This window comes from Bradyrhizobium sp. Rc3b (assembly GCF_900114915.1).
Lineage (GTDB): Bacteria > Pseudomonadota > Alphaproteobacteria > Rhizobiales > Xanthobacteraceae > Bradyrhizobium.
Genome location: NZ_FOUS01000001.1, coordinates 531,122 through 544,237, shown reverse-complemented (window position 1 = coordinate 544,237; position 13,116 = coordinate 531,122). Strand labels below are relative to the sequence as shown.

Annotated in this window: 11 protein-coding genes; 10 read left to right on the top strand and 1 reads right to left on the bottom strand. The window is 65.1% G+C overall.

The genetic code is table 11. From position 1 onward, the window contains the following. Positions 1-451 precede the first annotated feature (451 nt). From BM190_RS02465 to BM190_RS02425, 9 genes are all read left to right on the top strand, one after another. Positions 452-1,390 carry a LysR family transcriptional regulator gene (locus BM190_RS02465; RefSeq protein WP_018316873.1) on the top strand — a complete coding sequence of 313 codons (939 nt, stop codon included), beginning with the start codon at positions 452-454 and terminating at the stop codon, positions 1,388-1,390. A gap of 143 nt (positions 1,391-1,533) precedes the next feature. After that, positions 1,534-2,412 carry a shikimate dehydrogenase gene (locus BM190_RS02460; RefSeq protein ID WP_092251673.1) on the top strand — a complete coding sequence of 293 codons (879 nt, stop codon included), beginning with the start codon at positions 1,534-1,536 and terminating at the stop codon, positions 2,410-2,412. A 57-nt stretch (positions 2,413-2,469) separates the two neighbouring features. Beyond that, positions 2,470-3,600 (top strand): ABC transporter substrate-binding protein, encoded by a 1,131-nt coding sequence (locus BM190_RS02455; protein ID WP_092251672.1) that lies wholly within the window; start codon positions 2,470-2,472, stop codon positions 3,598-3,600. A 173-nt stretch (positions 3,601-3,773) separates the two neighbouring features. Further along, positions 3,774-4,649, top strand: a complete 876-nt coding sequence (locus BM190_RS02450) for a branched-chain amino acid ABC transporter permease (RefSeq protein WP_018316870.1) — start codon at positions 3,774-3,776, stop codon at positions 4,647-4,649. Next, positions 4,646-5,644 (top strand): branched-chain amino acid ABC transporter permease, encoded by a 999-nt coding sequence (locus tag BM190_RS02445; RefSeq protein WP_092251671.1) that lies wholly within the window; start codon positions 4,646-4,648, stop codon positions 5,642-5,644. Before BM190_RS02450 ends, BM190_RS02445 begins: the two co-directional genes overlap by 4 nt. Continuing rightward, entirely contained in the window at positions 5,641-6,384 is a 744-nt protein-coding gene (locus BM190_RS02440) for an ABC transporter ATP-binding protein (RefSeq protein WP_092251670.1), read from the top strand. The genes BM190_RS02445 and BM190_RS02440 overlap by 4 nt, the downstream gene beginning before the upstream one ends. 10 nt (positions 6,385-6,394) lie before the next feature. After that, positions 6,395-7,132: an ABC transporter ATP-binding protein gene (locus BM190_RS02435; RefSeq protein WP_092251669.1), complete on the top strand. Its 738-nt coding sequence runs from the start codon at positions 6,395-6,397 to the stop codon at positions 7,130-7,132. Further along, the gene (locus BM190_RS02430; protein WP_092251668.1) at positions 7,129-8,187 is read left to right on the top strand and encodes a Gfo/Idh/MocA family protein; all 1,059 of its coding nucleotides are present in this window, start codon (positions 7,129-7,131) and stop codon (positions 8,185-8,187) included. Before BM190_RS02435 ends, BM190_RS02430 begins: the two co-directional genes overlap by 4 nt. Beyond that, positions 8,184-10,055 (top strand): bifunctional sugar phosphate isomerase/epimerase/4-hydroxyphenylpyruvate dioxygenase family protein, encoded by a 1,872-nt coding sequence (locus BM190_RS02425; protein ID WP_092251667.1) that lies wholly within the window; start codon positions 8,184-8,186, stop codon positions 10,053-10,055. Before BM190_RS02430 ends, BM190_RS02425 begins: the two co-directional genes overlap by 4 nt. A 159-nt stretch (positions 10,056-10,214) precedes the next feature. On the opposite strand, the gene BM190_RS02420 is transcribed toward BM190_RS02425, so the two are convergent. Further along, positions 10,215-11,387 carry an ABC transporter substrate-binding protein gene (locus tag BM190_RS02420; protein ID WP_026201746.1) on the bottom strand — a complete coding sequence of 391 codons (1,173 nt, stop codon included), beginning with the start codon at positions 11,385-11,387 and terminating at the stop codon, positions 10,215-10,217. Between the two features lie 300 nt (positions 11,388-11,687). Between BM190_RS02420 and BM190_RS02415 the strand changes: the two genes are divergently transcribed. After that, on the top strand, positions 11,688-12,950 hold the full coding sequence (locus tag BM190_RS02415) for an NAD(P)/FAD-dependent oxidoreductase (protein ID WP_177236863.1): 1,263 nt from the start codon (positions 11,688-11,690) through the stop codon (positions 12,948-12,950). Positions 12,951-13,116: the final 166 nt, after the last annotated feature.

The window sequence follows — 13,116 nt, the reverse complement described above, 5'->3', positions numbered from 1 at the left end:
GACAGCGAACTTGAGTTTCCCTTCTCCCCTTGTTGTGGGAGAACGTGGCATAGGCGGCCTTCGGCCGCCGTTCTAAGTGGACGCCGAAGCGAAACTTCGGCTATGGCGCCGGATGAGGGTCTCTATCGACAAGTGCAGTATCGTAGGGTGGGCAAAGCGACTTGTCCGCCATAGCTCGAAGAGCGACGGCGGAAGCGTGCCCACGTCCTGCCTATTTGGTGAGACGACGTGGGCACGGCGCAAGTGCGCTTTTGCCCACCCGACTCGCTGAGAGAGACCCCTCGCCCGTCTCGCCGCTTTCGCGGCGAGCCACCCTCTCCCCCAGGGGAGAGGGGGAAAGCTCCCCTCCGCCATCCACATCCACCCACACTTGCCGCTGGATGACAGCGCAGCTCTCGTGAGATGATTGCCGCCATGATCATCTTTCGGATGCCAAGGACATTTCACGAGCATGATGACGCTGCGCCAGGTTGAAGTGATCCGTGCCGTGATGGTGACGGGCACCATCGGCGGTGCGGCGAAGCTGCTCAACGTCTCGGCGCCCGGGATCAGCCGCCTCGTCAAATACACCGAGCGCTCGCTCGGCATCCGCTTCTTCCAGCGCCAGAATGGGCGGTACTTCCCGACGCCGGAAGCCGAGAACATCTTCGAGCAGATCAACGGCGTCTACAAGAAGGTCGACGATCTCTCCGAGATCATCTCCAAGATCGGCCGTGGCGGCCTGTCCGAGCTGCGCATCGGCTCGGTGCCGAGCATCTCGCAGGTGATGGTGCCCCGCGCGATCGAGCGCGTCCGGCGCCGCTATCCCGATCTCGGCATCGACATCAACATCCTCAAGCTCGAGGAGGCCATCGACTATCTCATGCTCGGCCGCGGCGAATGCGTGGCGATGAGCTACCGGCTGGAGCATTCCGGGCTCGACTTCATGCCGCTGGCCTCGGGCGAGCTGTACTGCATCGTGCCGCCGGGGCACGAGCTCGCCGGCCGCAAGCAGGTCTCGGCCGCCGAGATCACCCGCTATCCGCTGATCGGCATCGATCCCAACGATCCCTACGGGCGGATCATGGCCGAGATCTTTGCCCGCAACCGTCTCGCCTACAACATCACCATCCGCGCGCGCTTCGGCACCACGGTCTGCGCGCTGGTGAAGGCGGGCCTCGGCATCGCCATCATCGACCAGTTCACCGTGGCCCATGGCGGCTATCCCGGGATCGAGCTTCTGAAGATCACCGAGCCGACGCGGTTCGACACTTACATCGCGGTCAAGCGCGGCGCGCCGCTGTCGCTCCATGCCGAGTCTTTCATCGAGTCGCTGCGCGCGGAGATGCGGGCGGTCGAGCCATCCCGCGGCAACGGCAAGGCCGCCGGTGCGCGCGGACGGAAGAAATAACATCATGTTAGGTTTGTCGGATAAAAGGGTAATTGTGTTAGGCGGGGGAAAGACTATCGTCGCAGCTGGAACTCCCTTGGACTTGCGGAGATTTCCCCGCTAATGGCCGGGACCGAACGGGCCCAACGAGACGATAGCGAACCATGTCCAAGCGCGGATACGCCGCCAGCAAGAAGCTCCTCACCGGCCTGATCGGCGCGCCGATCGCGCATTCCGCGTCCCCCGCCATGCATGAGCGCGCCGCCGAAGCGCTTGGCCTGTGCGGCCACTACCAGCTCATCGAGGTCGCCGGCGCCGATGCGGCCGGGCTTCGCATGATGCTCGAGGGCGTGCGGCGGCTCGGCTTTGCCGGCGTCAACGTCACCTACCCCTACAAGGAGGCCGTGGTGCCACTGCTCGACGAGCTGGCACCGGCTGCGGCGACCATGGCGGCGGTCAACACCGTCGTCGTGAGAGACGGCCGGCTGATCGGCCACAACACCGACACGACCGGCTTTGCCCGCGCCGTCGCGCCGCTGCTGGCGTCTTCCGGAAATGCGGTGGCCGTGATCGGCACCGGCGGCGTCGGCAAGGCGATTGCCTTTGCGCTGGCGAGCCTGAAAGTGACGAACCTCCGAATCTTCGACAGCGAGCCGGCACGCGCCGAAAAACTCGCCGCGCTGCTGGCCAGGCACGGCGGCGCGCGGGTGGCTACGAGCGTGGAAGACGCGCTTCGTGGCGCAACCGGCCTCGTCAACGGCACGCCGGTCGGCATGCTGCCGAACCGGGACATCCCGGTCCCAGCCTCGCTGCTGCGCGAAAACCTGTGGGTCGCCGACGCCGTGTACTCCCCGTTGATCACGCCGCTGCTGGCAGCGGCGCAAGCCAAGGGCGCGCGGATCATGACCGGGCGGGAGCTCGCGATCTATCAGGCGGCCGACGCCTTCGAACTGTTCACGGGCCTTGCCCCATCGACCGAGATCATGGGACAGGCATTCGACGAGGTGATGGCGGCACGAAGCTCGGCCTATCACGCTGCGTAACCGAAGCGGCCGACACAAGGCCGCGGACAATCTCGACGAAAAATGGGAGGAGAAACCATGAAATCGACCCTGCTGGCAGGCGCCCTGCTTGCCATCGCGACTGCAACCAGCGTCCACGCCCAGGCCATCAAGCTCGCCAACGTCGCCGAGCTCTCGGGCGGCGGCGCCACCGTCGGCACCAACTGGAAGAATGGCATCGATCTCGCGATCGAGGAGATCAACGCCAAGGGCGGCGTGCTCGGCCGCAAGCTGGAAGTCAGCCATGCCGACTCGCAATCCAATCCCGGCGTCGCCCGCGCCCAGGTGCAGAAGGCGCTCGACGCCGAGCCCTATGTGCTGCTCGGACCCGGCTATTCCGGCTCGGTCAAGGTCACCGCGCCGCTCGCCGCCGAAGCGGGCATCGCGCAGATCATGGGTGGTGAGGCCGCCGAGTTGACGCAGGCAGGAAACAAATTCCTGTTCCGCACCTCGTTCGGCCAGCAATCCTCGATGCCGAAGGTCGCGAAATACATCCACGACGAGATGAAGGCGAAGACGGTCGCGGTGGTCTGGGTCAACAACGACTTCGGCCGCGGCGGACGCGACGTCGTCGTCAAGGAGCTCGACCGGCTCGGCTCCAAGGTGGTCGCCGACCTCTCGACCGAGGCGGGCCAGGCCGATTTCGCCGCCGACGTCGGCAAGATCAAGGCCGCCAATCCGGATGCCGTGTTCGTCTACCTGAACGAGGAAGAGAGCGCGCGCATCCTGAAGGAGCTGAAGCGCCAGGGCGTCACCGCGCCACTGATGGGCGAGACCACGCTGATCGGCCAGAAGGTGATCGAGCTCGCCGGCGACGCCGCCAACGGCGCACGCGGCCATGTCGGCCTCACCACCGATGCACCGGTCGATCTGATCAAGGCGTTCCGCGAGAAGTTCTCCAAGAAGTACAATTATGTCCCTGACCATAACGGCCTGAAGGGCTATCTCGCGGTCTACATGGTGAAAGCCACCACCGAGAAGATGGGCAAGGTCGACCCGAAGAAGTTTGCCGAGACGCTGCACGGCCTCACCATCAAGGCCGCGGACCAGCCGGGCATCCTGATGGACGTCACCTTCAGCGACACCGGTGACATCGACCGCCAGAGCTTCCTGGTCGAGGTGGTCGAAGGCAAGCAGGTGGTGAAGCAGGTGCTGCCCAAGGTGAAGTGAGGCGCGCGATCTTTCACCTCTCCCCGCTTGCGGGGAGAGGTCGGATCGCATCGAAGATGCGATCCGGGTGAGGGGGAGCCTCCGCGAGTCCAACCATCAGCGACCTCGCGGAGACTCCCCCTCACCCCGACCCCCTCCCCGCAAGCGGGGAGAGGGAGAGGAAGGAGGGGAACATGTCCAACCTATTCGATCTTCTGGTCGCGGGACTGGCCACCGGCGCGATCTATGCGCTGGTGGCGGTCGGCTTCACGCTGCTGTGGCAGACTTCGCAGACCATCAATTTCGCGCAAGGCGAGTTCGTGATGCTGCCGGCGTTCCTGATGCTGGCGGCGATGCATGCCGGCGCGCCGTTCTGGCTCGCGATCATCCTCGGCATCCTGCTGTCGATGATCCTGCTGGGCCTTGCTTTCAAGATGCTGCTGGTCGATCCGATGATGCGCCATGGCGTGCTGCCGCTGGCGATCGCGACCATGGCGCTCGCGATCGGCCTCAAGGAAGCCGTCAAGCAGTTCTTCAGCGCCGAGGCCTCGCCCTTTCCCTCGATCGTGCCGACCGGTGACATCTCCATCCTCGGACACGCGGTCTCGCTGCAAAGCATCGGCGTCCTGGCCGTTGCCATCGTTGCCGTGTTCGGCTTGACCGCCCTTCTCAACCGCACCTCGCTCGGCCACCAGATGCAGGCGGCGGCGCAGAACCCGACGGTCGCGCGCATCATCGGCGTTCCCGTGGAACGGATGATCCTTCTGACGTTCCTGATCAACGCCTTCCTGGTCGCGCTGGCGTCGCTTTTGATCACACCGATTTACCTCGCAAAATTCTCCTCCGGCGAGGTGCTGGGACAGGCGGCTTTCATCGCGGCGATCGTCGGCGGCTTCAACCAGGTCCGCGGCGCGATCGCCGGCGGCCTTTTGATCGGCGTGCTCGACAATCTCGCGGCCGCCTATGTCTCGACGCAGTACCGCGCCGCCGTGCCGATGATCTTCCTGATCGTCGTCATCCTGTTCCGGCCGCAAGGACTGCTGGGTCGCGCCGAGGAGCGCACGGTATGAGCAGCTTTGCCAAGCCCCTGAAGATCGCGCTCGGCCTCATTGTCATCGCCGGCCTGATCATCGTTCCCATGAACTTCAACCGCTACGGCCTGTTCATCCTGAGCCAATGGGCGGTGATGACCATCGCCGCGATGGGGCTGAACCTCACGCTCGGCTATGCCGGCCAGGTCTCGCTGGCGCAGGGCGCCTTCGTCGGCATCGGCGCCTATGCGGCGGCGATCATGACCACGCATGGCTGGCCGCTGCCGGCGGCGATCCTGGTTGCGATCGTGCTCAGCTTCGCAGTCGGCTGGGTGCTCGGCTATCCCGCGCTGCGCGTGCAGCATCACTACCTCGCCTTCGTCACCCTGGCCTTCTCCACCCTCGCCTTCCTCGTGTTCCGCAACGAGAGCTGGCTCACCGGCGGCATCTACGGCATCTCCAACATCCCGCGTCCGCATATCTTCAGTTTCGCGACCAACAAGCCGCTGCCGTTCTACTATGTCTGCCTCGGCTCGCTCGCGATCGTGTCGCTGGCGGTGTGGTGGCTGATCCGCTCGCCCTGGGGCCGCGCCTTCATGGCGCTGCGCGAGAATCCGCTGCGCGCGCAATCGCTCGGCATCGACACAAGGCGCTACACGCTGATGGCGTTCGCGATCGGCTCGGCGCTCGGCGGCGTCGCCGGCGCGCTCTATGCGCCGCTGACGCAATATATCGACCCCGTGCCCTTCAACCTGTCGCTCTCGCTCGATCTCCTGATGATGGTGATCGTCGGCGGCGCGGGCTTCTATTTCGGTCCCTTCCTCGGCGCGATGATCGCGGTGCTGCTGCCGGAATGGCTGCGCTTCACCGAAGGCTATTATCTGATGCTCTACGCGGTCGCGGTGATGCTGCTGCTGATCTGGTCGCCGACCGGCATTCTGGGAATCCTCGACCGCTATCTCGCCGAACGCCGGACCAAGGCGGCCTCCGCGCTGCGCGCCGTCGCAAAATCCCGCCTGGAGACGGTGCAATGAGTGCGGTCCTCGAAGTCACCGATATCAAGAAGAACTTTGGCGGTATCAGCGCCGTCGACGGTGTCTCCTTCGACGTCCGCGAGGGCGAGATCCTCGGCCTGATCGGTCCGAACGGCTGCGGCAAGTCCACGCTGTTCAACTGCATCCTCGGCCAGCTCACGCCGTCGGGCGGTGAGGTCAGGCTCGACGGCAAGCTCGTCACGGGCCTCCGCCCGTCCGAGCTCAACAAGTTAGGGGTCAGCCGCACCTTCCAGCTGCTGCAGGTGTTTCCAAAGCTCTCGGTGCGCGAGAACCTGATCCTCGCGGGCCAGGAGCACCAGGGCAACATGGCCTCGCGCCTGGTCGGCCGCTCCGATGCCGGGTTGACCGAGACTGCCAACCAGATGATCGGCTTCTTCAAGCTCGATCATCTCGCCGACGAGCCGGCCGGCGGATTGTCCTACGGCCAGCAAAAACTGCTCGACGCCGCCATGGCCTTCATGGGCGGCCCGCGCCTGGTGCTGCTCGACGAGCCCGCCGGCGGCGTCAACCCGTCGATGCTGGCGGACCTGAAGGACCGCCTGGTCGCGATCAACCGCGAGAAGAACGCCACCTTCGTCGTGATCGAGCACAACATGGAGTTCGTGATGTCGCTGTGCTCGCGCGTGATGATGATGGCGGAAGGCAAGGTGCTGGCGATGGGACGGCCCGACGAGGTCCGCAAGAACCCCGCCGTGATCGAAGCCTATCTCGGACATTGAGGAGCCGATCATGAGCGAGCCAATCCTCTCGGTTCACAATCTCGTCGGCGGCTACGGCAAGATGACGATCCTGAACGGCACGAATTTCGCCGTGCCGCAGGCGACCATCACCACGATCATCGGCCCGAACGGCGCCGGCAAATCCACCGTGTTCAAGGCGATCTTCGGCTTGTTGAAGCTGCGCGAGGGCAAGATCAGCTTTGCCGGCCGCGACGTCACCAATTTGAGCCAACGCGCGCTGCTCAATGCCGGCATCTGCTACGTGCCGCAGGGCCGCAACATCTTCCCCGAGCTGTCGGTGCGCCACAATATCGAGCTCGGCGGCGTCGCCGCAGGCAAAGGCCTCGACCTGCCCAGGCGGATCGAGGCGGCCCTCGATCTATTCCCCGCCTTGCGCCGCAAATCGACGCAGCAGGCGTCCACGCTATCAGGCGGCGAGCAGAAGCAGCTCGAGATTGCCCGCTCGCTGCTGCTCGAGCCAAAACTGGTGCTGATCGACGAACCCTCGATCGGCCTGTCGCCGCTGATGGTGCAGCAGACCTTCGACATCCTCAAGAGCCTGCGCGACCGTGGTGTCACCATCCTGATGATCGAGCAGAACGCGCGCTCGGCGCTGGAGATATCCGACATCGGCATCGTGCTCGAGCTCGGTCAGACCCGCATGGTCGACGACGCCAAGCGCATCCTGAACGATCCGCGCATCGGCCAGCTCTTCCTCGGCGGTGCCATGGAGGAGAGCGCGGCATGAGCGGGCGTATGCGCATCGCCGTCGCCGGCGCCGGCCTGATCGGCCGCCGCCACATTGAACTAATCCAGTCCTCCGGGGATTGCGTGCTGGCCGGCATTGCCGACCCCTCGCCTGCGGCCAGGGAATTTGCGCAAGCACGCAACGCGCCCTGGTACGCCGATCACCGCGCATTGCTGGAGCAGGAAAAGCCCGATGGCCTGATCATCGCCTCGCCCAACGCGCTGCATCTTCAGCTGGCGCTCGACTGCGTGGAGGCGGGCGTGCCCGCGCTGATCGAGAAGCCGGTGACCGACAGCGTCGCGGCGGCACGTCGTCTCTGCGAGGCAGCCAAGCGCAGCGGCGTGCCGATGCTGGTCGGCCACCATCGCCGCCACAATCCCATCATCAAGGCCGCCCGCGAGGCCGTCGTGGCCGGCAAGCTCGGCCAGCTCACCGCCGTGGCCGGGCTGTGGCTGCTGAAGAAGCCCGACGATTACTTCGAGATTGCCTGGCGGCGCGAGCACGGCGGCGGGCCGCTGCTGATCAACCTGATCCACGACATCGACAATCTCCGCTTCATCTGCGGCGAGATCGCCGAGGTGCAGGCGCTGACGTCGAACATGGTGCGCGGCTTTGCCGTCGAGGACACGGCCGCGCTGCTGCTGCGCTTCGCCAATGGCGCGCTCGGAACCATGACGGTCTCCGACGCGACGCCCGCACCGTGGAGCTGGGAGCTGACCTCGGGCGAGAACGCCGCGTATCCGAAGCAGGATCAGCGCTGCTACATCCTCGCCGGCACGGGCGGCTCGCTGTCGGTGCCGAATATGGAGCTGTGGTCCTATCCACAGAATCCCGGCTGGCACGCACCGCTGGTTCGCGAGCCCGTCGCACTCTCCGCTTACGATCCACTCGTTGAACAGCTCCGGCATTTCCTGGCGGTGATCGCAGGCCGCGAACAGCCTCTGATTCCGGTCCAGGATGCGACAGCGACACTCGCCGTCGTCGAAGCCGTCAGCGAAGCGGCACGCACGGGCCAAAAAATCTCACCGGGGCGGATCATGGAGCAGGCAACATGAACAAGCGCTCGATCGCAACCGTCTCCCTCTCAGGCGCCCTCGACGAGAAGCTCCGCGCCATCGCATCCGCCGGGTTCGATGGGGTCGAGATCTTCGAGAACGATCTGCTGTCGTTCGGCGCCGGCCCGCGCGACATCGCAAAGCTCTGCCGCGATCTCAACCTGAAGATCTGCGCGTTCCAGCCGTTCCGCGATTTCGAAGGCATGCCCGAGCCCCAGCGCGCGCGCAACTTTGCCCGCGCCGAACGCAAGTTCGATCTGATGCAGGAGCTCGGCACCGATTTGCTGCTGATCTGCTCCAACGTCTCGCCCGCCTCGCTCGGCGGCATTGATCGTGCTGCGGACGATTTTCGTGAGCTCGGCGAGCGCGCCGCCAAGCGCGGCTTGCGCGTCGGCTACGAGGCCTTGGCCTGGGGACGCCATGTCAACGACTATCGCGACGCCTGGGAAATCGTGCGCCGCGCCGATCATCCCGCGATTGGCGTCATCCTCGACAGCTTTCATGCCCTGGCACCGGGCTTTCCGACCCGTGCGATGGCCTCGATCCCCGGCGACAAGATTTTTCTGGTCCAGCTTGCCGACGCGCCGAAGCTCGATCTCGATATCCTGTCGTGGAGCCGGCACTTCCGCTCCTTCCCCGGCCAGGGCGATCTGCCGGTCGGCGAGTTCATGGCGGCGATCGCAGCAACCGGCTATGCCGGGCCGCTGTCGCTGGAGATCTTCAACGACCAGTTCCGCGCCGGCTCGGCCGCGCAGACCGCGCTCGACGGCCTGCGCTCGCTGATCTTGCTGGAAGACCAGCTTGCGCCGGATTGGCCGAGATTCGCCGCCGAGCCGCTGGCGCCGAAAGCGAAGAGCCGCGGCACCGGCTTCGTCGAGTTCGCCGTCAACGAGACCAAGGCGGGCGAGCTCGGCCGCCTGTTTGCGCAACTCGGCTTCCGCAAGACCGGCGCGCATCGCAGCAAGGCGGTGGAGCGCTGGTCGCAGGGCAAGGTCGAGCTCGTCATCAACAGCGAGACTGACGGCTTCGCGCATTCGCACTATGTGACGCACGGGCCCGGCGTCTGCGCGATTGCGCTCGATGTCGACAATGCCGGCCTTGCCATGCAGCGCGCCGAGATGCTGAAGGCGCGCACCTTCTACCAGCCGGTCGGACCGGGCGAACTCGAAATCCCGGCGATCCACGGCGTTGGCGGCAGCCTGCTGTATTTCCTGGACCAGGCCGGCAAGAACTGGGACACGGATTTCGAGCCTGTTGCGAGCGACGAAGGCGCGGACGCGCTGCTCGCGGTCGATCACATCGCGCAGTCGATGCCCTATGACGAGATGCTGTCCTGGCTGTTGTTCTACACCGGCATCCTCGACCTCAAGCGCCTGCCGCAGATGGAGATCGCCGATCCCCGAGGCCTCGTGCAGAGCCAGGCCATCATCAACGCCGACCAGAGCCTGTGCTTCGTGCTCAACGGCTCCTCCGCCAACCGGACGTTGCCGGCACGTTTCATCTCGGAGTTCTTCGGCTCGGGCGTGCAGCACGTCGCGTTCTCGTGCCGGGACATTTTTGCGACGGTCGCGGAGATGCGCAAGCGCGGCGCCGATTTCCTGGATATCCCCGCCAACTACTACGACGACATCGAGGCCAAATACGACCTCGCACCCGACCTGATGGCGCAGCTGCGCGCCAACCACATCCTCTACGACCGCGAGGGCGACGGCGAGTTCTTCCAGGTCTACACCCACATTTTCGACGAGCGGTTTTTCTTCGAGATCGTCGAGCGCAGGGATTATCAGGGGTTCGGCGCGGCGAATGCCGGGATCAGGCTAGCAGCCCAGGCCCGCGAAGTGCGGCCCGTCAGCATGCCAAGAGTGTAGGCACTTCTTCCCCTCTCCCCCTGTGCGAGACGGGTGAGGGGTCTCTATCCGTGCGATCAACTCTCGCAGGGAATCTGCGGAGAGATACCCCTCATCCGGCGCTTCGCGCCACCTTCTCCCACAAGGGGAGAAGGGGCAACGTCGCGCGTGGCTAACACCTCACTTCATCTTGCACTTGTCGTGGAAACGATCCTGGTCGTTCTCCACGATGGTCGCGACCGTCTTCAGCGAGAGCTGGCCTTCGGCGTCCTTCACGACGTCCTGGAGATAGAAGCTCTGCACCGGGATGTGGTTCTTGCCGTATTTGAACGCGCCGCGCAGCGACTTGAAGTTGGCCTTCTCCATCTCGGCCTTCATTGCGTCCTTTTTGCTGGTGTCGCCCTTCACCGCGACCACCGCGCTGTTGATGAGCTGGGCGGCGTCATAGGATTGCGCGCCGTAATAGGTCGGGCGCAGGCCGGGATATTTCTTGCGGTAGTCGGCGACGAAGCGCTTGTTCTGCTCGTTCGGGAGGTCGTTGACCCATTCCTGCGCGCCGGGAACGCCGAGCGCGTTCTCCTTCTGCAGCGGCAGCGACAGCTCGTCGACGGTGAAGGCGGTGTAGAGCGGCATCGTGCTCTTCAGGCCGGCCTGCGCATATTGATTGAGGAACTGCACGCCGGCGGCGCCCGGATAGAACACGAAGATCGACTCCGCGCCCGAGGCGCGCGCCTTGGAGAGCTCGGCGGAGAAATCGAGCTGGCTCGGCCACACCGTGTATTCCTCGCCCTTGATCTCGCCCTTGAACGTGTTCTTCAGGCCCGCGAGCATGTCCTTGCCGGCCGCGTAGTTCGGCCCGATCAGGAACACGCTCTTGACGCCTTTCTGGTTCATGTAGAGGCCCATCGCCTGCGGCGTCTGGTCGTTCTGCCAGGAGGTCGAGAACACGTAAGGCGAACAGAGTTCGCCGGCGAGCTGCGACGGGCCGGCATTGGCCGAGATCAGGAAGGTCTGCGAGTCGACCGCGGTCTTCAGCGAGGCCAGCAGCACGTTCGACCAGATGTAGCCGACGATGAAATCGACCTTGTCCGACTGCACCAGCTTCTCGGTCTTCTGCTTGCCGACATCGGGCTTCTGCCCGTCATCCTCGTAGATGACCTCGACCGGCTTGCCGTCCATCTTGCGGCCCATGTGGTCCAGCGCGAGCTCGAAGGAGTTGCGCATGTCGTTGCCAATCACGGCGGTCGGGCCGCTGAAGGTCGAAACGAAACCGATCTTGATGGTGTCGCCGGCGAATGCCGGGCTCGCCAGCACCAGCGCCGCTGCGCCCGCCAGCCAGAATGCCGTCCTCATAACCACTCCCCTCCTTATTATCGGTCCCGGAAAACGGGGTGATCGCCGCCCCGGGCCTGTCTCTATTGAACGCAAAATCTGTCGCGCCGCCAATGGCTCAGCGGCCGCTGCTGCACCATATTTCGCCCCAATCGGCGATGGCAAGAAATATAATTCTACTCACTTCGACCAACCCTGCGGCGCTTTTTCGCGTCCGATCGATACATCCGGCCTATGCAGCGATTGATGACAGCTATTGGACCGCAGTGTCCGATCCGCACTTAAATGGGAGTGTGGAGCAGCGAGATTCGAGGGCACATCATGACCACGACACCGCATCGCGTCGTCATCGTCGGCGCCGGCTTCGGCGGGCTGGAGACGACCTACCGGCTTGCGGGTGCGCCGGTCGAGATCACGCTGATCGACCGCCGCAATCATCATCTGTTCCAGCCGCTGCTGTACCAGGTCGCGACCGCCTCGCTCGCGACCAGCGAGATCGCCTGGCCGATCCGCCACCTGATGCGAGACAGGCCCGAGGTGACGACGCTGTTCGCGACCGTCAGCGGCGTCGATGCGGCAAGGCGCTGCGTGCTGATCGACGACGGCAGCGAGGTGCCTTACGACACGCTGGTGCTCGCCACCGGCGCGCGGCACGCCTATTTCGGCCACGACGAATGGGAGCAGTTCGCACCTGGCTTGAAGACGCTTGAGGACGGCACCACGCTGCGCCGCCATATCCTGGTGGCGTTCGAGCGGGCCGAGCGCGAGACCGATCCAGCCAAGCGCGCCGCGCGGCTGACCTTCGTCATCGTCGGCGCCGGCCCGACCGGCGTCGAGCTCGCCGGCACCATTGCCGAGATGGCGCGCCACACGCTGCCCGGCGATTTCCGTAACATCGACACGACCAAGGCGCGCGTGGTGCTGATCGAGGCGGGGCCCCGCGTGCTCGCAGGCTTTGCCGACGACCTCTCGGCCTATGCGCAGGCCTCGCTGGAGAAGATCGGCGTCGAGGTCGTGCTGGGACAGGCCGTCACCGAGATCAATCGCGAGGGCGTGGTGTTCGGCGGCAAGCTGCTCGAGGCCAAGACCCGAATCTGGGCGGCCGGCGTGCGCGCCTCGCCCGCCGCAGAATGGCTGGACGCGCCAGCCGATCGCGCCGGGCGCGTGCAGGTGGAAGACGACCTGACGATACCGGGCCATCCCGAGATCTTTGCGATCGGCGATACCGTCAGCATCAACGCCTGGGACGGCAAGCCGGTGCCCGGCATCGCGCCGGCTGCGAAGCAGCAGGGCCGTCACGTCGCCGAGACCATCAAGGCGCGGCTGCGAGGCGAGACGAAGGGCGCGTTCCGCTACAAGCATGCCGGCAGCCTCGCCCAGATCGGCAAGCGCCTCGCAGTGATCGACTTCGGCCGCTTCAAGCTGCGCGGCGCGATCGCATGGTGGATCTGGGGCATCGCCCACATCTACTTCCTGATCGGCCTGCGCCACCGCCTCAGTGTTGCGCTGAGCTGGCTCTGGATCTACGCGCGGGACCAGCGCGCGGCGAGATTGATCACGCAGGGATCAAGCAAGGTGGTGTAGCCTTCTTCCTTCTCCCCTTGTGGGAGAAGGTGGCGCGAAGCGCCGGATGAGGGGTATGTGTCCACTCGCACGACCGCTCGTGAAGAGAGAGACCCCTCACCCGGCTTCGCTTTGCGAAGCCACCCTCGCCCACAAGGGGAGAGGGTGCAGCGGTGCCCTTCGCTAA

What these genes read in the sequence shown, in the direction of transcription:
- BM190_RS02465 (WP_018316873.1), top strand. Translation starts at nt 452, where the DNA reads ATGATGACGCTGCGCCAGGTTGAAGTGATCCGTGCCGTGATGGTGACG.
- BM190_RS02460 (WP_092251673.1), top strand. Translation starts at nt 1,534, where the DNA reads ATGTCCAAGCGCGGATACGCCGCCAGCAAGAAGCTCCTCACCGGCCTG.
- BM190_RS02455 (WP_092251672.1), top strand. Translation starts at nt 2,470, where the DNA reads ATGAAATCGACCCTGCTGGCAGGCGCCCTGCTTGCCATCGCGACTGCA.
- BM190_RS02450 (WP_018316870.1), top strand. Translation starts at nt 3,774, where the DNA reads ATGTCCAACCTATTCGATCTTCTGGTCGCGGGACTGGCCACCGGCGCG.
- BM190_RS02445 (WP_092251671.1), top strand. Translation starts at nt 4,646, where the DNA reads ATGAGCAGCTTTGCCAAGCCCCTGAAGATCGCGCTCGGCCTCATTGTC.
- BM190_RS02440 (WP_092251670.1), top strand. Translation starts at nt 5,641, where the DNA reads ATGAGTGCGGTCCTCGAAGTCACCGATATCAAGAAGAACTTTGGCGGT.
- BM190_RS02435 (WP_092251669.1), top strand. Translation starts at nt 6,395, where the DNA reads ATGAGCGAGCCAATCCTCTCGGTTCACAATCTCGTCGGCGGCTACGGC.
- BM190_RS02430 (WP_092251668.1), top strand. Translation starts at nt 7,129, where the DNA reads ATGAGCGGGCGTATGCGCATCGCCGTCGCCGGCGCCGGCCTGATCGGC.
- BM190_RS02425 (WP_092251667.1), top strand. Translation starts at nt 8,184, where the DNA reads ATGAACAAGCGCTCGATCGCAACCGTCTCCCTCTCAGGCGCCCTCGAC.
- BM190_RS02420 (WP_026201746.1), bottom strand. Translation starts at nt 11,387, where the DNA reads ATGAGGACGGCATTCTGGCTGGCGGGCGCAGCGGCGCTGGTGCTGGCG.
- BM190_RS02415 (WP_177236863.1), top strand. Translation starts at nt 11,688, where the DNA reads ATGACCACGACACCGCATCGCGTCGTCATCGTCGGCGCCGGCTTCGGC.